Source organism: Pedobacter sp. GSP4, from assembly GCF_051857575.1.
Lineage (GTDB): Bacteria > Bacteroidota > Bacteroidia > Sphingobacteriales > Sphingobacteriaceae > Pedobacter.
Genome location: NZ_JBPZIR010000012.1, coordinates 92,767 through 114,566, shown reverse-complemented (window position 1 = coordinate 114,566; position 21,800 = coordinate 92,767). Strand labels below are relative to the sequence as shown.

Below are 21,800 nucleotides of genomic sequence, written 5' to 3'. Positions count from 1 at the left end.
TAAATTATGCAGGGTACCCTAAATGAAAGCACCATTATTTAATTATTCATTCAATATTTTTCCCTTAGGAGACCAAGCAGTAACACTTGAATTCGGCAATATAATAAGCGAAAGAATAGCCGAAGAAATTCGTGGTTTTAATAATCTTTTAAAGCAAAATCCTTTCTCAGGATTTATCAATTGTGTACCGGCTTACACAACCCTAACCATTTATTATGATACTTTAACTGTTTTTTACGCTGATTTAAATGGACGGAACAGCTTCGAAAAAGTTAGCTTTTACCTCAACCATTTAAAACAAGAAACATATAAAAATGAACATACTAAAAATGCTGTAATAACCATTCCGGTTTGTTATGATGAAATATTCGGAATGGATTTGCATGAAGTTGCAGAAATAAACGAAATTACGACCGAAAAAGTAATCGAACTCCATAGCGCCAATAAATACCGGGTATTTATGATTGGTTTTACGCCTGGATTCGCTTATCTCGGTGGAATGGATCAGAGAATCGCAAGTCCCAGAAAACCAAATCCACGTAGCTCAATACCTGCTGGCTCAGTTGGTATTGCCGGAAATCAAACCGGTATTTACCCACTTCAAACACCTGGTGGCTGGCAGATTATCGGACAAACGCCTTTAAAAATGTTCGATATCCACCGTGATCGGCCATCCTTGTTGTGCGCAGGAGATGAAGTAATGTTTAAACCAGTTTCACTTCTCGAATTTAATCGATTATCATGCCTTTAAAAATGGAAATCAGTATTTTTAAAGCTGGATTACTTACTACAGTACAAGATTTGGGGCGGTTTAATTACCGCTCAGATGGAGTTCCATTATCGGGAGCGATGGACCTCTTTTCAGCAAGATTAGCTAATATTGCTTTAAACAATGCTGATGATTTAGCTACCATCGAATTTACCTATGCAGCTGCCGAATTTATTGCTGATACAGACATACTGATTGCTTATGCCGGAGACGGTGCAACGCTGGTTACCAATGAAATAAAATTACCACAGCATCGCCCTATATTTTTACCAAAAGGATCAATAGTTAAATTGCAAAATAACAACAATGGAGCAAGAACATATTTAGCCGTAGCTGGAGGATGGGATATTCCCAATGTACTTGGTAGCAGAAGCACTTACCTTACAGCTGGCTTTGGCGGCTATAATGGAAGAGCCTTACAGACTAAAGATCAACTAAGCAATATTGAAAAACATGTAGATAATACTTTACAAATATACAATCAGCTTAAAGGCGATAAGGTAAATTTTACCAAATGGGGTATATCTACAAGAATGTTGAGTACTTCAAACCGAAAAACAATCAGAATAATAATGGGCAGAGAATCTGCATGGTTTGATCAAAAATCAATCACCAATTTACTTTCTACACCTTATAAAACCGGAATAGATAGCAATAGAATGGGAATCAATTTGGAAGGCCAAATAATGGAGCGCAATAAAAAAGAAGAACTGCTTAGTACGGCTGTTATACCAGGAACAATCCAGGTAACCGGAAGTGGAAAAATGGTACTGCTTATGGCCGATTGTCAAACTACAGGGGGCTATCCCAGAATTGCACAAGTGGCAACTGTAGATCTTACTCTGTGTGCTCAATTGAAACCTGGTGATATGATCCAGTTCATAGAAATTAGTCAACAAGCTTCAGAAAAATTATATATTGAAAGAGAATTAGAAATAAACGCTATAAAAATAGCAGTAAACACCCGTTTTTAATGATGAAGGCTATAGATATTAACTGTGATATGGGAGAAGCATTTGGTAAATACCCAATGCCGGGCGATGAGATTTTGATGGATTATATCACTTCAGCCAACATTGCCTGCGGTTTTCACGCTGGTGATCCTCAAGTAATGCAACAAACCGTTAATATGGCCATTAGTAAGGGTGTAGCTATTGGCGCACATCCAGGCCTACCCGATCTACAGGGTTTTGGTAGAAGAGAAATAAATGTAACGCCAGCCGAAGTTTATCAAATGACGGTTTATCAAATTGCGGCATTGTATGGCTTTGTTAAAGTTGGTAAAGGCACACTACATCATGTTAAGCCACATGGTGCTTTGTACAATATGGCAGCTAAAAATTATGTTTTAGCCGAAGCAATTGCTCAAGCTGTTTATGATTTTGATTCCAACTTAATTTTATATGCGCTTGCCGGAAGTGAAATGATCAGTGCGGCAAGAAAAATAGGATTGGTTACTGCATCCGAAGTTTTTGCTGATAGAAGCTATCAGGATGATGGTTCGCTTACCCCTAGAAATCGGCCCGATGCCTTAATTACTAATGAATTAAGTGCTATTGAACAAGTATTGATGATGGTTAAGCAACAACAGGTAATATCTACTAAAGGCAATGCAATTAACCTAGCCGCCGATACATTATGCATACATGGAGATGGTGAACATGCCATCAGCTTCGCCAAAATGATTAACCAAAAATTAAAAAATGAAGGAATTATGCTTAAAACAGTTTCATAAATGAGGAAGAAATATAACTGGAGCGTATTAATTGGTGCTGCATTTTTAATGGCCTCATCGGCCATTGGTCCTGGTTTTTTAACACAAACAGCCGTTTTTACTGAACAGTTGGGTGCTAGTTTTGCCTTTGTTATTTTACTTTCTATCCTGCTTGACGCCGTTGCGCAACTAAATATCTGGCGCATTATAGCCGTTGCCGATAAACCTGCACAGGATATTTCTAACCAGGTTTTTCCTGGCTTAGGCTACTTTCTTTCGTTTCTTGTTTTTTTAGGTGGACTAGCCTTCAATATTGGAAACATTGCTGGCGCAGGATTAGGTTTGAATGTACTTTTTGGAATAAGTGTTGGACAAGGTGCCATAATTAGCGCCATTTTGGCTATTGGTATCTTTTTGTACAAAGAGGCTGGAAAAGCCATGGATTTGTTTGCAAAAACAATGGGTTTACTAAAAATTGGTTTGGCTTTATTCATCGCATATATCAGCAACCCACCTCTGGCAGAAGCGGCAATTAGATCGGTTAATCCGACTCAATTTAGTTTTACTGCAGTGCTTACCATTGTTGGCGGAACGGTTGGCGGTTATATTACTTTCTCTGGAGCACATCGGCTTCTGGATGCCCGCCAAACCGGGATAGGAAATTTACCAGCAGTAAACCGGGGTGCCTTAAGTGCTATCGGCTTAGCTTCCATTATGCGTTTACTTTTATTTATTGCTGCCCTTGGTGTAGTAAGTACTGGTGCAAAGCTAGATCCCGCAAACCCGGCTGCATCTGTATTTCAGCTGGCAAGTGGCCAGTTTGGTTATAAAATATTTGGGCTGGTAATTTGGGCAGCTGGTATTTCTTCCGTAGTCGGCTCGGCATATACTTCTATTTCTTTTATCAAAAGTTTTCATCCACTAATTTTAAAACACAACAAGGAAATCATCATCATTTTTATCCTGATTTCTTGTTCCATTTTTATCTGGATAGGCAAACCCGTAAAAATTCTGCTCGCAGTTGGTGCGCTTAACGGACTTATTTTACCAATTGCACTCGGTGTAATGTTATTGGCAGCTTACCGAACTAAAATTATTTCGACTTATAAACAGCCACTCTGGTTAACCATTACCGGCGCCAGCGTGGTGCTGATTATGATTTGGATGGGATACGGAACCATTATGGATATGATAAACAAAGGTTTTTAGGTTATTTAATGAATTAATAAAATAGGCTGCTAAGAAAGTTCCAGGGCTAATCTATTATTGATCAATTTGAGATTAAGGGATTTGTTATTTACGAAAAAGCATCGCAAGGTTTAACCCAGCGGTGCTTTTTATTTTTACTGTCATTCTGAGCGCAGGGAAGAATCTTTATACTGAAGAGATCTCCCCGTTGCGCTGCACCCAATAACTATCGGATCGAAATGACGCGTTAGTATTTGCTATCCGCTAAACGCCCTAACCCATCATCCATCTCACCTCTTCCATCCTACATGCGCTCTGGCGAAGTAATCCCCAAAATCAGCATCCCTGAATAAATAATATCGGCAGTTTTTTTACTTAGGTTTAAACGGAACTGTTTTTCTGCGCCCTCTTCCATTTTAAGGATATGAGGAACCTCGTGATAAAATTTGTTAAACAATTTAGCCAATTCATACAGATAGTTGGCTAAACTCGCCGGACTATAAGCCTTAGCAGCAATGGCAATTTCTTCCGGGTATTTGGCCAGTTGCAGGATCATTTCCAATTCGACAGGTAAAAATTCTTCAGGCTCTGTTGCGGCTAACTGGTAGTTTGCTTTTGCCAGCAGCGATTTAATCCTCGCATGTGTATACTGGATAAATGGCCCTGTGTTGCCCTGAAAATCGATACTCTCGGCTGGGTTAAATAGTAAGCGTTTTTTAGGTTCTACCTTTAAAAGAAAATATTTTAAAGCACCTAAACCAATATTTTTATATAATTCTTCTTTATCTGTCTCGCTAAAATCGTTGGTTTTACCCAGTTCTTCCGTTTTCTCACGGGCTGTAGCCACCATGCTTTCAATCAGTTCATCCGCATCAACCACGGTACCTTCGCGGCTTTTCATTTTTCCGTTAGGCAAATCAACCATACCGTAAGATAGGTGGTACAAACCTTTGGCCCAGCTTTTACCCAGTTTTTCCAGAATCAGGAACAACACTTTAAAATGGTAATCCTGCTCATTCCCTACTACATAAATTGACTCATCCATATTGAAATCGTCGTGTTTCATTTCGGCGGTACCTAAATCCTGTGTAATGTAAACGGAAGTTCCATCTGCACGTAAAACCAGTTTCTGGTCTAAACCATCGGCCGTTAAATCGATCCATACCGAGCCATCTTCCTTTTTAAAGAAAACACCTTTGGCCAAACCTTCATCAACTGTACCTTTCCCCAGTAAATAGGTGTTGCTTTCGTAATAGAATTTATCAAAATCAACCCCAAGGTTTTTATAAGTAACATTAAAGCCAGCATAAACCCATTCGTTCATGGTTTTCCAAAGTGAAACAACTTCTACATCACCTGCCTCCCATTGTTGAAGCATGGTTTGTGCTTCCTTAATCAACGGTGCATTTTTCTTGGCTTCCTCTTCAGTTTGTCCTGTGGCCTTTAAAGCATCAATCTCTTTTTTATACTCCTTGTCGAAAATTACATAGTATTTTCCAACCAGGTGATCGCCTTTTAAACCTGTACTATCGGGTGTTTCGCCATTGCCCCATTTTTGCCAGGCCAGCATTGATTTACAGATGTGGATACCACGGTCGTTAACCAGGTTTACCTTCACCACATCATAACCATAAGCTTTAAGCAGTTCGGAAACCGAGTAGCCCAATAGGTTATTACGAACGTGCCCCAAGTGAAGTGGCTTGTTGGTATTTGGCGAAGAATATTCGACCATTACCTTTTTACCGTTTGGTGCATAAGTTCCAAAATCAGGTGTTAAAATTTCTTCGTTAAACTGTTTAAGGAAATAACTTTCGGCAATGCTTAGGTTCAAAAAGCCTTTTACTACATTAAATTTGGTAATATCGGAAACGTTGGCTACCAGGTATTCGCCAATTTCATTTGCAGTTTGCTCTGGCGATTTTTTGGAGATTTTAGTAATCGGAAAAACAACAATGGTTGCCTGTCCTTCAAATTCTTTACGGGTTTCTTGTATGTTGAGTACACTTTCGGCTACTTCTTCTTTATAAAGTTCGAGAATAGCTTGCTGTGTTGCGGCAATAATAAAATTCATAGGCCAAAAATATGCAAAATAGTCCGAAGTCGGAAGTCCGAAGTCCGAAGGTTTTTTAGCGAAATTTCAATTCTTACCGCTTTTTTTAAGGTTTGGAAAGATACTGTAGCGCCAATCTGTGCCGATAGTCCTTCTTTCAGCTATAGTCCCGATTTTTCAAACCGACAGCTACCCTAAAAAGGTCCGACGTTGAAATACAGAAGTCCGAAGCTTGCTGCCTCACCCCCAGGCTTCCCATCCGTCCGTAATCGGCAACATCTTCGGTCTTTCTGACTTCGGACTTTCGGACTCTCAAAAATTCTAATAGATTTGCAATAACTAACTTATTTATGAACGAGCAGAATCCAAATTTTAAAGTGAGCGTTAACACCGAAATCGGTAGGTTACGTAAGTTATTAATTCATAGTCCGGATAGCGGATTGGGCAAAGTTGTACCTTCGAAGGCGCAAGATTGGCTTTTTGAAGATATTGTGCACTTAGATACCATCCGCAAGGGCGAGTACGATTATTACATTAAGCTGTTGATGTATTTTTTAGATCCTGATAAAATTAAGGGAAAGCTTGCTCAGATCGATTCGGAAGAAGGTAACCGGAATTTTTACAAACCGAACCACCCCGATTTTCATAATTCTACGGCGGTAATCGAAATCCAGAACCTGTTGAGCGAAATGCTGGAGAACGAATCCATCAGAAAGAAATTAGTTGCGGCAGTTTGCGCGATAGAAGGCTGTACCTATAAAGTACAGATGCAGCTCACCGCTACCGACCCAAAAGAACTGGCAGAAATTTTTATTTCGGGCACTTTGGCTAACGATACCATGATTTTTGCTCCGGTTCCCAATCTAATTTTTACCAGGGATGTTGGTACAACCATTAACAACCATATCCTTTTAAACAAACCGGCAAAAAAAGCACGTGTACGCGAAACGCTTTTAATGCGCTATATTTTCTTTAACCACCCCTTATTTGAAGCGTACCGCGACAACATACTGGAAATTCCGGATGTAACCATGCACTTTTTACGCCCGGGCGATGAACCTGCATTTAGCACAACTTTAGAAGGCGGCGACGTGATGATGGTAAGCCCCAACCACGTACTGATCGGTTGTAGCGAAAGAACATCAGAACATGGTGCCAACGAAGCCATTAAATTGCTGTTCGACCAGGATGTAGTAGAAAAAGTAACTGTGGTAAAAATACCGAGCAAACGCGATTATATGCATTTGGACACTGTTTTTACGCAGGTTAAACGCAATACCTGGGTAATATTAAATTCAATTGCGCATTCGCCTAAATATAATCCATACGAGCCGATTAACTTTTTAAAGGAACCCGAAAAACTAGAGGCTACCACGGCCATACAGTTTACAAAAGCCAATCCGAGCGAACCGAAACACTTTGAGCATGTAGAGGCCTTGCTGAATGATATTAGCCAGAACGATTTAAAGAGTACCGAGCCAACCAAGATTATTTATAGTGGAAACAACATGTTCCCTTACGACTCTAGGGAGCAATGGACAGATTCCTGCAACTTATTGGCGATTAAAGAGGGCGTTGTTTTAGGTTACGACAGAAACGATAAAACTGTTGAAGCTTTTAAAGCTGCAGGCTTTGATGTGGTGGATGTGAAAGATCTGATACAGGATTTAGAAAGCGGCAAAGTAAATGCCGAAACCATAGCCGATACTTTGATATTGATGCCTTCGGCAGAGCTATCACGTGCGCGTGGCGGTTTCCATTGTATGAGTTTGCCGATATTAAGAGACGACTTAGTTCAATAGTTCATTGGCCATTGGTTCGTTTGTTGTGGTGCATAGCTTAAACGCCTAGTATCATGATCAACCTGAACCGAAGAGCAAGCTCCAAAATGAACTAGTGAACAAATGACCAATTAACAAATGACAAGTGAACCAATGAACCAGACAACCAACCACATCCTCATGATCCGCCCGGTTGATTTTAAATTCAATGAACAAACGGCAGGGAATAATAAATTTCAGGTGGCATCTACCGAAAGTAATGTACAGACCCAGGCTTTAAAAGAGTTTGATGGCTTTGTTGCACTTTTGCGTAAAAACGGTGTTGATGTTACCGTTGTGGATGATACTTTACAGCCCGAAACTCCTGATTCGATTTTTCCGAACAACTGGGTTTCTTTTCACGAAGATGGTTCTATTTACCTCTACCCCATGTTTTCTGAAAACCGCAGGTTAGAGCGTAGAAAAGAAATACTAGAAGGGCTAAAAGATAAGTTTGAAGTGAACCATATCAGCGATTTAAGCTTCTATGAAATGCAGCATGCCTTTTTAGAGGGCACTGGTAGCATGGTTTTAGACCGCACCAATAAAATTGCCTACGCTTGTTTAAGTGTACGCACCGATGAAGAGGTATTTGACAATTTCTGCATGCTTACCGGTTACGAAGCCGTGGCTTTCCAAGCAGTAGACGATACGAATTTCCCGATTTACCATACCAATGTGATGATGTGTATCGGCGATCGTTTTGCCGTAATTTGTTTGGATTCTATCCCAGACCCAGAGGAACGGTTAAACGTAACCATCAGTTTAAAAGGCTCGGGTAAAGAGATTATTGAAATCAGTTTGGAACAGATGAACAAGTTTGCCGGCAATATGCTGCAGGTAAGCAATGCTGAGCACGAAAGTTTATTGGTTATGTCTGAACAAGCTTATTTATCGCTTAACGCAGATCAGATTGCTGCGCTTGAACAATACAGCCGGATCATTTATGCGCCGCTTTACACCATCGAGAAGAACGGAGGAGGCAGTGCAAGGTGCATGCTGGCCGAAATACATTTACCGGGTAAAGATTAATTCCCTCCGTGGTTCGTGTCCCCACGAACCAATTTTCTTTGCCACTAAAACAATGAAACTTACCGAAGCCAGTACTCGCTCCCTTGTCCATGGTTCGTGTCTCCACGAACCATTTTTTTGCCACGGAAACTCAGAAAACACGGAAAAGCCATCAAATTGCCTATTTATAATGCCCCTGCCTTAGTCCGTGTCCTGACGAACCATTTTTTTGCCACGGAAACTCAGAAAACACGGAAAAGCCATCAAATTGCATATTTATAATGCCCCTGCCTTAGTCCGTGTCCCCACGAACCATTTTTTTGCCACGGAAACTCAGAAAACACGAAAAAGCCATCAAATTGCCTATTTATAATGCCCCTGCCTTAGTCCGTGTCCCCACGAACCAATTTTCTTTGCCACTAAAACAATGAAACTTACCGAAGCCAGTACTCGCTCCCTTGCCCATGGTTCGTGTCTCCACGAACTATTTTTTTTAAGACGGAGATCAAAAAATACTGAAAATTTGATCATTAATGCAATCGCTATTAAACCCTAAATAGCAGCACCGGCACGAATTATTTAAACCTGATAGGAACGGGCACGAGCGTAGCGAGTAAAGTGTATAGCAGGATTACCGCAGCCCAAAAGAACAGGAACCTGCTTTCCAAAGCAATAACATGTTCACCATCGTCCGTATTTCCAGGAACGATTTTTCTTTAGCCACGGAAGATCAGAAAAAGGGGAAAAGTTATCGCATTGCCTATATCCTCAAATATCTTATTATCGATTATTTTACAGCATGTTACCAAAACCAATCAGCCTATTTTCTTTCAAAAACAATTTGCACTCAAATTTTGTAGTTAGGCTAAGCGTTTCTCTACAGTAAAAATATTTTTATTAAAGATTAATTCTCGATTTAAAATTACATTTTTGCAAAAATTATTTAAAAGTAAATGCAGAGTTACTCAGAATTTCTCGATCTAAGCGTTGGCTTTCCACAGGATGGCTTTGATGTTATAGAGGATGAATTATATTTTCAGGATTTAAACCTGATGGAAATGATTGAAACTTACGGTACTCCCCTACGTTTCACGTACTTACCGATGGTGAGCAAGAAAATTCAACAGGCGAAGATTCTTTTCCAAACTGCCATTTTAAAGAACAATTATCGTGGCGATTATAAATATTGCTATTGCACAAAAAGCTCACATTTTAAGCATATTGTAGAAGAAGCTTTAAAAAACAACATCCACTTAGAAACTTCTTCGGCGTTTGATATGCCAATGGTTGATGCTTTGGAGAAAAAAGGAGTACTGACCAAAGATACGACCATTATCTGTAACGGCTTTAAAACCTACCAGTACAAGCAGTACATTATCGATATGCTGCACGATGGCTACACCAACATCATTCCGGTTTTAGATAACAAAGAAGAATTTAACCTTTTTGATGATGAAGTGGATATTGATACCCCTTGCAACCTGGGTATACGTATTGCGGCTGAAGAGCAGCCGGATTCGCAGTTCTACACCTCTCGTTTAGGGGTTAGAATGGAAGATATTATTGATTTCTACAACAATAAAATCGTTCACAACCCTAATTTCAGGGTTAAACTGCTACACTTTTTCATTAACTCTGGTATTACCGATTCTCCTTATTATTGGAACGAATTAGAGAAATATGTAACGCTTTACTGCAAATTCAAAAAAATCAATCCTGATTTAGATACCCTTGATATTGGTGGTGGTATGCCATTCAAAGATTCGTTGGTTTTCGATTTCGATTACGAATACATGGTAAACGAAATTGTAAAAAGGATTAAAGAAATCTGCGCCATACACGATGTAATGGAGCCAGATATTATTACTGAATTTGGTAAATATACCGTAGCTGAGGCATCTGGCATTTTGTATAAAGTATTGGGCCGTAAACAACAGAACGACCGTGAGCGCTGGTTAATGCTTGATGGTTCTTTTATCACCAATTTACCTGATGTTTGGGCTTTGAACCAGAAATATATTTTATTGCCGATTAACAATTGGGATGCTGAATATGAACGTGTTAACTTGGGTGGAATTACCTGCGATGGTCAGGATTATTACAACCAGGAAGCGCACATGAACAGTGTATTTATGCCAAAAACACGTAAGGTGCAGTATTTAGGTTTCTTCCATACAGGGGCTTACCAAGAGGTATTGAGTGGTTATGGCGGTATCCACCACTGTTTATTACCTAGTCCGAAGCATGTGCTGATCCGCAGGAACCGCGACGAAAGTTTCAATTTTGAGGTTTTCGGAGAAGAACAGAACAGCAAACAGGTATTGAAGATACTGGGTTACTAATCCAGCTTGGCGTTGAAAACTTTAGTTTGGAGACGGTTAAAAAGTTAAAAATTTATATCATATGATGCAAATACCCTAGTTTTTTAAACTGGGGTATTTTTTTTTATATTTGAGTATGGCAGACGAACAAAATAAATTGCTTGAAAGAATAACGATAATCCAAGGATTGATGGGAGGAAAGCCTACAATCAGAGGCAATCGCTTTACGGTAATTGACATTCTAGAGCTCCTATCATCTGGAATGACAAATGAACAAATTTTAGAGGAACATCCCATCCTCGAAAGTGATGATATAAAAGCAGCTTTGCTGTTTAGCGCTAAACAACTCAGGGATGACTACATTTACGAATAATTGGGAATTTTGGTTGGATGAAAATATCTCACCAATAATATCTAAATGGTTAATGGATGAAATCAAAATTAAATGCATTTCATTCCATCTCTTAAAGCTAAACCAAACGCCTGATTTAGAAATCTACAATCTCGCCCGTAACACAGAAAATGTAATTATAATTTCAAAAGACGAGGATTACCGAGAACTTGTAGCTTGGAAAGGTGCACCACCTAAATTAATTGCGATTAAATTCGGGAACTGCTCAAACCGCATATTTTGGGAAAAGCTAAAAACTGAAATTTACGATGCTATAGACCAACTAATTTATGGAGATTTAGATATATTTGACATAAAATAATACCATATGAAATTCGGACAAGTAGAAGATCCATCTTTAATAGATTTCACATTGCCAGCTGATGCTCCTGAAACAACTGCAATTTTAAAAGCAAACAAAAACAAACAATCTTTTGAGGCTTTTGTAGGCTGCGCAAAATGGAACAAAGCCGATTTGAAAGGCTTTTACCCAAAAGGAACAAAAGATGAATTAACTTATTATTCTACTCAATTTAATTCGATAGAATTAAATGCCACATTTTATGGCATGCCAACCGCTGAGCAGGTAATTACCTGGACGAAAAAAACGCCGGCGGATTTTAAGTTTTTCCCAAAACTGACCAATACCATCAGTCACTTTAAAAGGTTAATTAATGTTAAAGAACCTGTTGAGCAATATTGCGATGCCATCAGTAATTTTGAAGATAAACTGGGCATGGCCTTTCTACAGCTGCATGATAATTTTAAACCTAAAGATTTCGAAAGGTTAAAAGTAGTAATCAACGAGTTTCCAAAAGTAATTCCTTTGGGTGTTGAGGTGAGAAATGGAGAATGGTTTTCGAACCCAGCTATTGCGGATGAATTTGCCCAATTGTTTCAGCAAAACGGTATAGCCAATATCATTGTGGATACGGCAGGAAGAAGAGACATGCTGCACATGCGTTTAACCTCGCCTACAGCATTTATCCGTTTCGTGGGCGCCAACGTAGATGACATTGATAAAAAACGCTTAGACGATTGGATTGAAAGAATAGTGCAGTGGAAAGATCAGGGCTTGCAGAACCTATATTTCTTTGTACATCAAAACGTAGAATTGTCTTCGCCATTATTTTCAGCTTATTTTACCGATAAGCTGAACAAAGCAATCGGTACAGGCTTAAAAATTCCGGTAATGGCCAATCAGGCTTCACCTTCTTTATTTTAATTACAAACCTTACAGGTTTTAAAAACCTTTAAGGTTTAAAATATGATTAGTCGAGATTTGCAATCTCGTCTGTGTGAACTGTGGATTTGCAATCCACCTTAAAGGATTTAAAATCCTTAGTTCCACAATCGGGATTACAAATCCCGACCAGCAGTTCTCTTATAAACCGTTTCAGTAGCTTTTGCCTCGTCGCCTTCGGGCGAAACATTGTAAGCCGTTAATATGAACTCAGCTTCATTAACAATTTCTAAAGTTGTACGCCAGCCCCAAAGCTGTTCGCCATATTCCGGACTACCATATTCGCCAAAAACAGAAAAACCGTTAGCTGTGGCTTCACCGCTCGAAAGCATAATCTGTGTACCCATATGAAAGCTATCTACCCAACTGCTGTTAAACCTTTGATAAGGAATATCGAAGCCGATAATCATTTTTCCTTCAAACTGTTTGGCTTCTAAACTGCCCTGATAATCCAATGAAATAAAACGATCACCTAAAATAGCTGTAATTTCAGCTTCTGCCGGAGATTCATCTGCCAGCACATCTTTTTCAAACCAGGTTCTGGTTAGGCCTTTCCAGCTACCCACCAAACTTTGAAGTTGCTTATGGGCGCCATCTGCCAGCGATTGTTCGAATTTACTTTTTGCCATAACCAAAGCTATTGAATATAGTTTATAATCTTAAATGAATTAGCTATAAGATTTTAATTCAAAAACTGTAAATTGTTGACACAAAACTCTCTACTCTATGCTAAAAACGTTAGATCTCCATCAGGTAATGGTTATCGATATCGAAACCGTTCCACAGTACGCATCTTTTCAGGATGTGCCGCCACATTTCCAGGAACTATGGGAACAGAAAACACATTATCAGCGAAATTCAGATCAAAGTCCTGAAGATTTTTATGAGAAAGCCGGTATAATGGCCGAATTTGGAAAAATTATATGCATTAGCCTAGGAATTTTCAATACTGAAAACGGCGAAACAACATTGCGCATCAAATCTATTTTTGGCGATGATGAAAAAATGCTGCTTGAGCAGTTCTCAGCCCTGTTGAATAACCAATCTCCTACTTTAATGTTCTGCGCCCATAATGGCAAAGAATTCGATTTTCCATATCTGTGCCGTAGGATATTGGTAAATGGCATAGAAATTCCGTCTCAACTGCAGCTTTCGGGCAAAAAACCATGGGAAATAAACCACATTGATACCATGGAACTTTGGAAATTTGGCGATTACAAACATTTTACCTCACTCAATCTGCTTGCTGCCATTTTAAATATCCCCACGCCTAAAGATGATATTAACGGTGCCCAGGTTAAGCAGGTTTATTATGAAGAAAAAAATCTAGATCGGATTGTTACCTATTGCCAGAAAGATGTAATTACTACCGCACAGGTGCTGTTAAAATTTAAGGGAATGGACGTAATTCCACCAGAAAACATTAGAATTGTAACCTAATGCTAAAGGTAGAAAACTTAAATATCGACTTCTATAACCAAGAAGATAAGAATTGGTTCAAAGCTGTAAAACAGATCAGCTTTAATGTTAAAAAAGGCACTGTTTTAGGTATCGTAGGCGAATCTGGATCTGGAAAATCGGTTACTTCATTTTCCATTATGCGTTTGCATGATGAAAAATCAGCTAAAATTACAGGCGAAATTGATTTTGAAGACATCAGTCTGCTTAACCTAAGTTCGAACGAGATCCGTCAGGTAAGGGGGAATCAAATTTCGATGATTTTTCAGGAACCGATGACATCTTTAAATCCGGTATTTACCTGTGGTGAGCAGGTTGCAGAAGCCATTATCGTACACCAAAAAGTAGATAAGGCAACCGCAAAAAAACAGACCATAGCACTTTTCAACGAAGTTCAGCTCCCACGCCCCGAAAAAATATTCGACAGTTACCCCCATCAAATATCTGGTGGACAAAAACAAAGGGTAATGATTGCGATGGCACTGAGCTGCAATCCGAAATTACTGATTGCCGATGAACCCACAACCGCATTGGATGTAACTGTTCAAAAAACCATTCTCCAATTGCTTTTAAAGCTTAAAGCTGAGCGCAATATGGCAATGATCTTTATTTCGCATGATCTGGGCGTAGTAAATGAAATTGCCGATGAAGTTGCGGTAATGTACAAAGGCGAAATTGTAGAGCAAGGCCCCTCAAAATCTATTTTCGAAAATCCGCAGCACCCCTACACCAAAGGTCTACTTGCCTGTCGCCCCTCGCCTAACCTGCAATTAAAGAAATTGCCTGTGGTAGCCGATTTTCTTACGGGACAAATTGATGATGCAACTGCACATCTAAATGCGTCAAACCAGTTAACTGCCGAAGAAATTACGGCGCGCCGGAACATGCTTTACGCGCAACAGCCCTTATTAAAGGTAGAAAACCTCTGTACCTGGTACCCTATCCACAATGGTTTATTCGGTAAAACCACCGATTATGTTAAAGCTGTTGATCAGATTAGTTTTGAAGTTTTTCCTGGCGAAACATTAGGTTTGGTTGGCGAATCGGGCTGTGGAAAAACAACACTGGGCCGCACCATTTTAAGGCTAATCCAGCCTACTTCCGGACAGCTAATTTTCAATGGAGAAAACATTACACACATCAGCAAAACAGACCTGAGGAAATTAAGGAAAGATATACAGATCATTTTTCAAGATCCTTACGCTTCCTTAAATCCAAAGCTGAGTATTGGGCAATCTATTTTAGAGCCTTTACAGGTTCATCAGCTTTATCAAAACAATGTAGAGCGAAAGCAGAAAGTACTTGAACTTTTATATAAAGTTGGCTTAAAAGAAGCGCATTATAACCGCTATCCGCACGAGTTCAGTGGCGGACAAAGACAGCGCGTAGTAATTGCAAGGGCTTTGGCGCTTCAGCCGAAATTTATCATTTGTGATGAATCTGTATCCGCATTAGATGTGTCGGTGCAGGCTCAGGTTTTAAATCTGATAAAAGATCTGCAGCAGGAATTTGGCCTTACCTACATATTTATATCGCACGATCTGGCTGTTGTAAAGCACATTTCAGACCGCATTTTGGTAATGAACAAAGGAAAAATTGAAGAAGAAGGCTTTCCCGAACAGATATTCTATTCGCCTAAAGCAGATTATACCAAAAAATTGATCGAAGCTATTCCAGGGATTTGATTGGTTCATGGTTCATGGTTCACGGGTTTTCAATTGGCCATTTGCAGGCAACAATTAGCCATTTAACAATTAAGCAATATGGTTTTCGGTTAGCGGATCAACTACAACACCACCAATGATAAATGAACCATTGAACTCCCCATTATCCATTTTCCACCATCCATTTTACATATTTTCTGTATCTTCGGTAAATTCAGTTTTAGCGTATGGCAAAGAAGAAATCGGCAAATATAAAATTGGTTCTGAATCAATTGGTTAGTGATGTTTTTGAAAAAAATAATAATCAGCTCCTTAACTACAAACAGGTTTCGGCCAAGTTAAACCTGAACGATCAAGAATCAAGAGAAACAATTTTAGAAATATTAAAGGAAGGTAAGGGTACGGGTATTTTTTTAGAGCCAGAAAAGGGAAAATTTAAGCTTAAAGATCTTCAGAACTTTATTATCGGAACAGTAGATATGACTGCCGATGGCTCTGCCTACATCGTGCCTGAAGATGAGTTTGAAAAGGATGTTTTTGTAGCACCAAGAAAGCTGAAAAATGCCTTACATGGCGATACTGTAAAAGCTTATGTTTTTGCCAAGAAAAGTGGCCGCAAAAACGATGGCGAGGTTGTCGAAATTATTAAACGGGCCAAATCTGATTTTACGGGAGTAATTAAAATATCAGATCGCTTTGCATTTGTAATTGCAGACGATAAAAAAATGATGCACGATATTTTTGTGCCTCTGGCAGATACACACGATGCTAAAAATGGCCAAAGGGTTTTAGTAACCCTATCTGATTGGCCTGAAAGTGCTAAAAACCCAATTGGTATTGTTAAACATGTACTGGGTAACCAGGGCGAAAACAATACCGAAATGAATGCCATTTTAGCACAGTACGGTTTTCCATTAGAATTTCCTCCACAAGTTGAAAGAGAAGCTAATGCCATCCCTGAAGAAATACCAGCGGCAGAAATTGCTAAACGTAAAGATTTTAGGAAGGTATTAACCTTTACTATAGATCCGGCTGATGCCAAAGATTTTGACGATGCCATTTCCTATCAAAAATTACCCAACGGAAATCACGAAATTGGGGTGCATATTGCCGATGTTTCGCACTACGTTATCCAGGGAACCGAATTGGATAAAGAAGCCTATAGCCGCGCCACTTCAGTTTACCTGGTAGACCGCGTAATACCCATGTTGCCCGAACGCTTAAGCAATGGGGTCTGTTCATTACGTCCGCACGAAGATAAATTATGCTTTGCAGCAGTTTTTGAGCTGGATGAGCAGGCCAATATCCAATCAGAATGGTATGGCAGAACCGTAATCCACTCGGATAGAAGATTCAGTTATGAGGATGCTCAGGAAGTAATTGAGAACAAAGCCGGCGATTATGCGACTGAGATTTTAAAACTAAATGAACTGGCCTACATTTTACGCGACCGCAAGTTTAAAAATGGTGCCATCAGTTTCGAAAGCACCGAGGTGAAATTCAAATTAGACGAATCGGGCAAGCCTATTGGCGTTTATGTTAAAGAACGTAAAGATGCGCATAAACTGATTGAGGATTACATGTTGCTTGCTAACCGCAAAGTAGCCGAATTTATCGCCAAAAAAACCAAAGGAAAAGATAAACTCACTTTTGTTTACCGTGTACACGATTCGCCAAACATGGAAACCTTAAATACTTTTGCAACTTTTGCTTCCCGTTTTGGATACAAAATCAACACCAAATCCGATAAAGAAATTGCCAAATCGTTAAATCATTTAATGGCAGATGTGGAAGGTAAAAAGGAACAGAACATCCTTACCTCACTGGCCATCAGATCAATGGCAAAGGCCATTTACTCCACTAAAAAAACCAGTCATTACGGACTGGCATTCGAATATTATACCCACTTTACCTCTCCTATCCGCAGGTATCCGGATGTAATGGCACACAGGCTCTTACAAACCTATCTAGACGGAGGTAAATCGGCCGATATGGAATTTTACGAAGTTGCCTGCGTACATTCTTCAGCAATGGAAAAAAGAGCTGCAGATGCCGAAAGAGCTTCTATTAAATACAAACAGGCCGAATATTTAGAAAACAACATTGGCACAGCCTACAAAGGCATTATTTCTGGTGTTACCGAGTGGGGCATGTATGTAGAAATTGAAGAGAACAAATGTGAGGGCATGATCAGGTTGCGCGATATATCCGACGATTTTTATGTACTCGATGAAAAAAACTACTGCATCGTTGGTCAGCGGAAAAAGAAAAAATACCAGCTTGGCGATGAAGTGATGATCCGTGTAAAAAAAGTAGATCTTTCTAAACGTCAGATCGATTTTACGCTTATTCCTGATTAAAAATTAAGACATTTGTGCCCGAAACACAGTGTTTACAAAAGCATGCATACTACAGAACAATTACAGCAGATATTAGATACCGCAATACAAAATTTAAGGTTCCCAGATCATCCAAAACAGCTTTACGATCCGATTACTTACATTATTAACCTTGGCGGGAAACGCATAAGACCGCTACTGGTTTTAATGGCAACCGAGCTGTTTGGAAAAGATGCCAACGAATCGATCCATGCCGCGATGGCCATTGAAATATTTCATAATTTTACCCTTGTTCATGATGACATTATGGACAATGCACCCTTGCGCAGGGGAAAAGCCACCGTACATGAAAAATGGAGCACAAACATTGCCATTTTAAGTGGTGATGTAATGATGGTAGAAGCCAATAAAAATCTGGCAAAGGTAAATCCAATTTTTCTTAAAGATGTACTGGATACCTTTAATGCTACTGCTCAGGGGGTATGTGAAGGTCAACAGCTTGATATGGAATTTGAAAGCCGTGATGATGTAAGTATTGAAGAATACATCAACATGATCAGGTTAAAAACAGCCGTTTTATTGGGTGGTGCACTAAAACTGGGTGCAATTATAGCAGGCGCCTCCTCAAAAGATGCTGATCTGATTGAGCAGTTTGGCGAAAACATAGGTATTGCTTTCCAATTGCAGGATGATATTCTGGATGTTTATGCAGATCCCGAAAAATTTGGAAAACAGGTTGGCGGAGATATTATTGCCAATAAAAAAACATTTTTGTTATTAAAAGCACTAACCAAAACCAATTCATCAGCGCTTCAAGGTTGGATCGACAATAAAAATCCAAATATTCAGGATAAAATTAAAGCAGTTACAGCGATATATAACGAACTTCAAATCCGTGAAGAAGCCGAAAAAGAGATGATGAAATATGCAGCACTGGCTTTTCAAAACCTAAAAGATATCGAAGCTACGGCATCAAATAAAGAAGATCTTCATCAACTCGCAGAACAGCTATTGAAAAGGAATAACTAAATTAGAATCTTAATTAACCTCTCATGTACACTTCATCAAAAAAAAGGAAACTATCATTATCCTACCTAAAAACTGTAAAATCAATTTTTCTTTCGGTTTTTTTAACCATTTTATTATTTGCTACCGGCTGTAAGGATTCAAGAGATCAGATGGCTGAGTTTGTAAAAGACTATAACGACGGAGCCAGCTATCGCCATATTCAATCTGTTAGCCGTACTTCTGCAGAAGCAGATTACAAAAACAAAATCATTAAGATAAAGACGGTAACTACATTTTCGATCAGCGATCCGGAAAATAATTTCATCAAGCAGATTATGCCGAATATGATGATGGAAACTTTAAAAAATCAGCCCTTATCCCGGAAGATGCTTGATGAAGGTGTCAAATTCGAAATCGTATATTACACTGATAATTTGTCCGAAATCTCTTCTATCCTATTGGATAAAAAGAAGATGGAAGAGTTTAACGGGGCTACGGCGGATGTACTGAACAACCAGCCCAGCGTAATTAATCCAAAGCCCAATGTGCCCACTAGCGAACTTGGGGCTATGTTGGCTGCATTGAATAAAAGCTTGCCATATACCGATCCATCATCTGGAATGACGATTTTTAGGGTCGATCAGAACAGAATGGGCGATCTTGTTTATCATGTTCGGGCTCCAAAAGACTTGGTTAAACCGCTCAAAACCGAGGCAGGTATATCATTAGTAAAGAGTGAAATATTAAGAAGTGGCAAATTATCAAAAATGCTAAGCTCTTTTGTCCGGTTTAACATCACTGCAGTCAAATACATCTATTACGATCAAAAAGGAAATCAACTGAACGAACTCCGCTTAACAACTGCCGATTTTAGATAATCAATATGGAAGAAGAATACAAAGAAAGACCTGTTTGGAGAACAGTTCTGAGTATTGCCATTGCTATTTTTGCAGTCATAAGGCTTTTTGTTACCTGCAATCAAGCAGACACTAGAAGGCCAATAATGGCTGATCCTGTCGATTTTAGCACTGCCCAGGAGCAAAAAGATCAGCAACAGCTTTCCTCATCTATACCCAATAAGGAATGGAATAAACTGCTGTACAAGAAATATAAAGCTATCGATTCGCTAAGCAAAGCTCAATTGAGGGCTTTCTATATCAACAAAGTAGAAAAAGATTCGCTTGCGAGTATAGACATGAGAACTCAGCTGCTAATAGAAAAAGGATTCTTTTTTCAGAATACCCATGATGATACCTTAAAATTTGCATTTAAAACGCCCAAAAATTTAAATGTATTTGTTCACGATTTTGAAAGTAAGGCAAGTGTAGAAAAATCCTTTAAGCAACTCAAGGCCGGAAATCGCATTAAAGATTTTAAAGTGTGGATAAAACTAAGTCCGGTAACTAGACTGGTTACTTATACAATTGTTGAATCGGGCATAAAATTTAGGGGAATTGCCTATACTTTTAACGAAAACGACTATAAGATATTTATTGAATTTGAAAGTAGCACATTATCACAACTTGAGCTACAACAGCAATCGATAAGCTATATCAAGAACCATATTAAGGTGACCAAATAAAGCGATGCCATCCGTATTAGAACAGCATTGTTTTATATTTTTTAAGCCCTTGCCAGCTGATATTTGATCCAAAAATCTGATGATTTGGAAGAAGGTCCAGCATCATTGAGTGGCCGCTGACCTCCACCACCACCCATTCTTCCTCCTCTGCCCATACCACTACGGCCCATTGCTCCACCTCCCATTCCACCTCTACCACCAGAGTGTTCTCGGCCACTATCTTCACCCATACCTTCTTTTTTAAAACTGCCCTTACTAGGTTGGTTAATTTTGATGTTGTAGGCCAGAGGCTTTTTCATGTCTAAACCTACCTGAAGCTGCTCCAACGGTATACTCAATTCGTAAATAAGGTCTTTGTTTGGATGTATGCTCAGTCCGGTTTCAATTCCATTCTGATGATCAGCAGCTAACTCACCATCAGCAATATTTTTAAAACCCGAAACCCTGATACACTTGTTCATTGCAGTTTCATCGTGCAACGGGTTATCACGCTCTAATGTCGAGGGAGTATGTTCAGTATGTTCTTCACCTGCATGGGGCATTGGCGGCCGCTCCATTAAGGGGAAAGTCAACTTCATACCATCTTTCTTTTTACCTTCGATATTGATGTTTAGGGTAATTCCACCGCGTAAAACAGCAAAAGTAGTTTGAGGATCTAACGACTCGATGATGATGTAAAGATTTTTATCATCATTGGCCAGCGCAAAAGCCAGCTTGGTAGCATCGTTGTATTGGTTAAGTGGCTCGTTCCATTCGTTCGATATTCCATCGGCTTTAAATGGCTTTTCCATACGGATATTGCTTTCAATTTCTTGGGCCGATAATAATTTAGCACCTACAAGTAACGATGATAACAGCAGTATTTTCTTCGGGTTCATTTTGATTTGTATTAATGTCCAAATCTAAATTGCGAAAGTGTTAATTTTTGTTATTTAACGCAGTTTAACAGAATTTAAAAGTCTCCCAGTGACCATTAAGAAGTTAAGAAAATTAAGACTTAAAAATAAGATTGGTTAGTCGCCATGACGATTGACTAATGTACCAATGGCCAATAAACCATCAAAAGGTTCTGTTTGACCATTAAGGAGTTAAGAAAAATTAAGACTTAAAATTAAGATCGGTTAGTCGGCATGACGATTGACTAATGTACAATGACCTAATATGACCAATGAACTATCAATAGGGTTCTGTGCGACCATTAAGAAGTTAAGAAAATTAAGACTTAAAATTAAGATTGGTTAG

The 21,800-nt window shown here is 39.2% G+C and carries 19 protein-coding genes; 16 read left to right on the top strand and 3 right to left on the bottom strand.

Annotated elements, in window-relative coordinates:
* Nucleotides 1–22: 22 nt before the first annotated feature.
* From pxpB to ACS5PU_RS23190, 4 genes are read left to right on the top strand one after another with little or no spacing between them, the layout of a single operon-like run.
* A complete protein-coding gene (gene pxpB, locus ACS5PU_RS23205; RefSeq protein WP_439461541.1) occupies nt 23–751 on the top strand; it encodes a 5-oxoprolinase subunit PxpB in 729 nt (242 codons plus the stop codon).
* Nucleotides 752–753: 2 nt separating this feature from the next.
* Nucleotides 754–1,743, top strand: coding sequence for a biotin-dependent carboxyltransferase family protein (locus tag ACS5PU_RS23200; RefSeq protein WP_439461540.1), 990 nt, complete (start codon nt 754–756; stop codon nt 1,741–1,743).
* The gene (locus tag ACS5PU_RS23195; RefSeq protein ID WP_439461539.1) at nt 1,743–2,504 is read left to right on the top strand and encodes a 5-oxoprolinase subunit PxpA; all 762 of its coding nucleotides are present in this window, start codon (nt 1,743–1,745) and stop codon (nt 2,502–2,504) included. Before ACS5PU_RS23200 ends, ACS5PU_RS23195 begins: the two co-directional genes overlap by 1 nt.
* Nucleotides 2,505–3,692, top strand: a complete 1,188-nt coding sequence (locus tag ACS5PU_RS23190) for an NRAMP family divalent metal transporter (protein WP_439461538.1) — start codon at nt 2,505–2,507, stop codon at nt 3,690–3,692. It begins immediately after the preceding gene.
* A gap of 283 nt (nt 3,693–3,975) precedes the next feature.
* Here the strand turns inward: ACS5PU_RS23190 and argS are convergent, their stop codons facing one another.
* Nucleotides 3,976–5,742: an arginine--tRNA ligase gene (gene argS / locus ACS5PU_RS23185; RefSeq protein WP_439461537.1), complete on the bottom strand. Its 1,767-nt coding sequence runs from the start codon at nt 5,740–5,742 to the stop codon at nt 3,976–3,978.
* 329 nt (nt 5,743–6,071) lie between these two features.
* On the opposite strand from argS, the gene ACS5PU_RS23180 reads away from it, so the two are divergent.
* From ACS5PU_RS23180 to ACS5PU_RS23155, 6 genes are all read left to right on the top strand, one after another.
* A complete protein-coding gene (locus ACS5PU_RS23180; RefSeq protein ID WP_439461536.1) occupies nt 6,072–7,523 on the top strand; it encodes an arginine deiminase family protein in 1,452 nt (483 codons plus the stop codon).
* A gap of 117 nt (nt 7,524–7,640) precedes the next feature.
* The gene (ctlX, locus tag ACS5PU_RS23175) at nt 7,641–8,573 is read left to right on the top strand and encodes a citrulline utilization hydrolase CtlX (protein ID WP_439461535.1); all 933 of its coding nucleotides are present in this window, start codon (nt 7,641–7,643) and stop codon (nt 8,571–8,573) included.
* A gap of 932 nt (nt 8,574–9,505) precedes the next feature.
* Nucleotides 9,506–10,894 carry an arginine decarboxylase gene (locus ACS5PU_RS23170; RefSeq protein ID WP_439461534.1) on the top strand — a complete coding sequence of 463 codons (1,389 nt, stop codon included), beginning with the start codon at nt 9,506–9,508 and terminating at the stop codon, nt 10,892–10,894.
* A 115-nt stretch (nt 10,895–11,009) separates the two neighbouring features.
* Nucleotides 11,010–11,246, top strand: a complete 237-nt coding sequence (locus ACS5PU_RS23165) for a DUF433 domain-containing protein (RefSeq protein ID WP_439461533.1) — start codon at nt 11,010–11,012, stop codon at nt 11,244–11,246.
* Nucleotides 11,227–11,586 (top strand): DUF5615 family PIN-like protein, encoded by a 360-nt coding sequence (locus ACS5PU_RS23160; protein ID WP_439461532.1) that lies wholly within the window; start codon nt 11,227–11,229, stop codon nt 11,584–11,586. Before ACS5PU_RS23165 ends, ACS5PU_RS23160 begins: the two co-directional genes overlap by 20 nt.
* 6 nt (nt 11,587–11,592) lie before the next feature.
* Nucleotides 11,593–12,489 carry a DUF72 domain-containing protein gene (locus tag ACS5PU_RS23155; RefSeq protein ID WP_439461531.1) on the top strand — a complete coding sequence of 299 codons (897 nt, stop codon included), beginning with the start codon at nt 11,593–11,595 and terminating at the stop codon, nt 12,487–12,489.
* 134 nt (nt 12,490–12,623) lie between these two features.
* Here ACS5PU_RS23155 and ACS5PU_RS23150 read toward each other — a convergent pair whose 3' ends face one another.
* On the bottom strand, nt 12,624–13,136 hold the full coding sequence (locus ACS5PU_RS23150; RefSeq protein ID WP_439461530.1) for a DUF1579 domain-containing protein: 513 nt from the start codon (nt 13,134–13,136) through the stop codon (nt 12,624–12,626).
* 97 nt (nt 13,137–13,233) lie between these two features.
* Here ACS5PU_RS23150 and ACS5PU_RS23145 point away from each other — a divergent pair, with 97 nt between their 5' ends.
* The 6 genes from ACS5PU_RS23145 (at nt 13,234) to ACS5PU_RS23120 (ending at nt 20,558) form a co-directional block, all read left to right on the top strand.
* The gene (locus ACS5PU_RS23145; RefSeq protein WP_439461529.1) at nt 13,234–13,947 is read left to right on the top strand and encodes a 3'-5' exonuclease; all 714 of its coding nucleotides are present in this window, start codon (nt 13,234–13,236) and stop codon (nt 13,945–13,947) included.
* Nucleotides 13,947–15,650, top strand: a complete 1,704-nt coding sequence (locus tag ACS5PU_RS23140) for an ABC transporter ATP-binding protein (RefSeq protein ID WP_439461528.1) — start codon at nt 13,947–13,949, stop codon at nt 15,648–15,650. The genes ACS5PU_RS23145 and ACS5PU_RS23140 overlap by 1 nt, the downstream gene beginning before the upstream one ends.
* 206 nt (nt 15,651–15,856) lie before the next feature.
* Complete coding sequence (rnr, locus tag ACS5PU_RS23135; protein ID WP_439461527.1) at nt 15,857–17,989, top strand: ribonuclease R; 2,133 nt, start codon at nt 15,857–15,859, stop codon at nt 17,987–17,989.
* Nucleotides 17,990–18,031: 42 nt separating this feature from the next.
* The gene (locus tag ACS5PU_RS23130) at nt 18,032–18,997 is read left to right on the top strand and encodes a polyprenyl synthetase family protein (protein WP_439461526.1); all 966 of its coding nucleotides are present in this window, start codon (nt 18,032–18,034) and stop codon (nt 18,995–18,997) included.
* 23 nt (nt 18,998–19,020) lie between these two features.
* On the top strand, nt 19,021–19,854 hold the full coding sequence (locus tag ACS5PU_RS23125) for a hypothetical protein (RefSeq protein WP_439461525.1): 834 nt from the start codon (nt 19,021–19,023) through the stop codon (nt 19,852–19,854).
* A 5-nt stretch (nt 19,855–19,859) separates the two neighbouring features.
* A complete protein-coding gene (locus tag ACS5PU_RS23120; RefSeq protein WP_439461524.1) occupies nt 19,860–20,558 on the top strand; it encodes a hypothetical protein in 699 nt (232 codons plus the stop codon).
* A 41-nt stretch (nt 20,559–20,599) separates the two neighbouring features.
* On the opposite strand, the gene ACS5PU_RS23115 is transcribed toward ACS5PU_RS23120, so the two are convergent.
* Nucleotides 20,600–21,436, bottom strand: a complete 837-nt coding sequence (locus tag ACS5PU_RS23115) for a hypothetical protein (RefSeq protein WP_439461523.1) — start codon at nt 21,434–21,436, stop codon at nt 20,600–20,602.
* Nucleotides 21,437–21,800: the final 364 nt, after the last annotated feature.

Excerpts from the sequence above, each read along its gene's own strand:
- ACS5PU_RS23155 (WP_439461531.1), top strand. The coding sequence starts at position 11,593 with ATGAAATTCGGACAAGTAGAAGATCCATCTTTAATAGATTTCACATTG.
- ACS5PU_RS23140 (WP_439461528.1), top strand. The coding sequence starts at position 13,947 with ATGCTAAAGGTAGAAAACTTAAATATCGACTTCTATAACCAAGAAGAT.
- ACS5PU_RS23115 (WP_439461523.1), bottom strand. The coding sequence starts at position 21,436 with ATGAACCCGAAGAAAATACTGCTGTTATCATCGTTACTTGTAGGTGCT.
- argS (WP_439461537.1), bottom strand. The coding sequence starts at position 5,742 with ATGAATTTTATTATTGCCGCAACACAGCAAGCTATTCTCGAACTTTAT.
- ctlX (WP_439461535.1), top strand. The coding sequence starts at position 7,641 with ATGACAAGTGAACCAATGAACCAGACAACCAACCACATCCTCATGATC.
- ACS5PU_RS23180 (WP_439461536.1), top strand. The coding sequence starts at position 6,072 with ATGAACGAGCAGAATCCAAATTTTAAAGTGAGCGTTAACACCGAAATC.
- rnr (WP_439461527.1), top strand. The coding sequence starts at position 15,857 with ATGGCAAAGAAGAAATCGGCAAATATAAAATTGGTTCTGAATCAATTG.
- ACS5PU_RS23150 (WP_439461530.1), bottom strand. The coding sequence starts at position 13,136 with ATGGCAAAAAGTAAATTCGAACAATCGCTGGCAGATGGCGCCCATAAG.
- ACS5PU_RS23165 (WP_439461533.1), top strand. The coding sequence starts at position 11,010 with ATGGCAGACGAACAAAATAAATTGCTTGAAAGAATAACGATAATCCAA.
- ACS5PU_RS23200 (WP_439461540.1), top strand. The coding sequence starts at position 754 with ATGGAAATCAGTATTTTTAAAGCTGGATTACTTACTACAGTACAAGAT.
- ACS5PU_RS23130 (WP_439461526.1), top strand. The coding sequence starts at position 18,032 with ATGCATACTACAGAACAATTACAGCAGATATTAGATACCGCAATACAA.
- ACS5PU_RS23120 (WP_439461524.1), top strand. The coding sequence starts at position 19,860 with ATGGAAGAAGAATACAAAGAAAGACCTGTTTGGAGAACAGTTCTGAGT.
- ACS5PU_RS23170 (WP_439461534.1), top strand. The coding sequence starts at position 9,506 with ATGCAGAGTTACTCAGAATTTCTCGATCTAAGCGTTGGCTTTCCACAG.
- ACS5PU_RS23195 (WP_439461539.1), top strand. The coding sequence starts at position 1,743 with ATGATGAAGGCTATAGATATTAACTGTGATATGGGAGAAGCATTTGGT.
- ACS5PU_RS23160 (WP_439461532.1), top strand. The coding sequence starts at position 11,227 with ATGACTACATTTACGAATAATTGGGAATTTTGGTTGGATGAAAATATC.
- ACS5PU_RS23190 (WP_439461538.1), top strand. The coding sequence starts at position 2,505 with ATGAGGAAGAAATATAACTGGAGCGTATTAATTGGTGCTGCATTTTTA.
- pxpB (WP_439461541.1), top strand. The coding sequence starts at position 23 with ATGAAAGCACCATTATTTAATTATTCATTCAATATTTTTCCCTTAGGA.
- ACS5PU_RS23125 (WP_439461525.1), top strand. The coding sequence starts at position 19,021 with ATGTACACTTCATCAAAAAAAAGGAAACTATCATTATCCTACCTAAAA.
- ACS5PU_RS23145 (WP_439461529.1), top strand. The coding sequence starts at position 13,234 with ATGCTAAAAACGTTAGATCTCCATCAGGTAATGGTTATCGATATCGAA.